The sequence below is a fragment of the Frankia tisae genome, assembly GCF_025403405.1.
Lineage (GTDB): Bacteria > Actinomycetota > Actinomycetes > Frankiales > Frankiaceae > Frankia > Frankia tisai.
In genome coordinates this window covers 1-1,100 of the sequence record NZ_JANEZT010000715.1, presented here as the reverse complement: position 1 = coordinate 1,100, position 1,100 = coordinate 1, and the positions used below count along the sequence as shown (strand labels likewise).

General features: G+C 61.2%; 1 protein-coding gene. It reads right to left on the bottom strand.

Translation table 11 applies throughout. The annotated features are described in order from the left end of the window. Window positions 1-21: 21 nt before the first annotated feature. Window positions 22-1,053, bottom strand: coding sequence for an IS630 family transposase (locus NBZ85_RS31290; protein WP_368861471.1), 1,032 nt, complete (start codon window positions 1,051-1,053; stop codon window positions 22-24). Between the last annotated feature and the right edge of the window lie 47 nt (window positions 1,054-1,100).

Sequence of the window (1,100 nt, the reverse complement as noted above, 5' to 3'; positions counted from 1 at the left end):
TACTAACGAAATTCTAAGTATCTAAACTGCTTCGATGTAGGAGAGTTCCGGGGTGTGGAAAAATCCGCGGACGATGTCTGGTTTTCCTGCGAGCCGGTCGAGGGCGTGTTCGGCGAGTTCGAACAGATAGCCTTGCCCTGATGGCAGTTGGGAGCGGCCGATGATCCCGTTTTTTACGTTGTTCCAGACGAGTTCGTCGGGGTTGAGTTGCGGTGAGTAGGAGGGTAGGAAGAACAGGCGTAGTCGTCCGTGGGTGGATTCGACGAAGTCGGTGACTTTCCGGGCGGTGTGTATCGGGGATTTGTCGACGATGAGGAATACCCTGCCGCCGTCGTCGTGAAGGAGTCGTTGGCAGAAGTCTATGAAGAACCGGGCGTTGGCCTGGCCGGTGAACACGGTGAAGTGGATACTTCCGCGGGGTTCGATCGCCGAGATCATGTTCACGGTGTGTCGGGCGCCGGTGCGGGCGACGACCGGGGTGGACCCGATCGGTGCCCAGGTGGTGCCGGCGTGGTGATCGGAGCGGACAGCGGCCTCGTCGGCGAAGTAGACCGTGGCCTCGACCTGGGCGGCTTTCGCTCGGATCTTCGGGTAGTCGGTGGTCCGCCAGGCGTGGACCTGGGTGGAGTCGGACTCGTGGGCCTGGTAGACGGGGCGCTGGGCGGAGAAGCCCAGACGGCGCATAAGTTTACCGATCCAGTCGGGTTGGAACCGGACCCCGAAGTGTTGTTCCACGAGGTCGGCGATGATCGGACGGGTCCACAGCAGCGCGGTGAAGCCGTACTCGGCCGGGGCGTGTCCGGCGATCATGCTGGCGAGTTCGGCGAGCTGGTCGTCGTCGAGGGTGGGCGGGCGTCCCGGGATGGGTTTCGTCAGCAACGCCTGACGTCCGCCTTGGAGCCACGCCCGTTTCCACGCGAAGACCGCGGAACGACTCATTCCGGCTTCCCGAATGATCTGCCCGATCGGAACATTCTTCTCGAAGAGGTCGACAGCCCGCATGCGGATGTCCTCTTGGGTTTCCCGCGGAAGAGCCCGTCCATCGATAATCATGTTTCTATGACAGCAGAATCATGCACACTCTTCAAATCGGACTAGTA

Coding starts and splice junctions, on each gene's coding strand:
- NBZ85_RS31290 (WP_368861471.1), bottom strand. CDS start 1,053: ATGATTATCGATGGACGGGCTCTTCCGCGGGAAACCCAAGAGGACATC.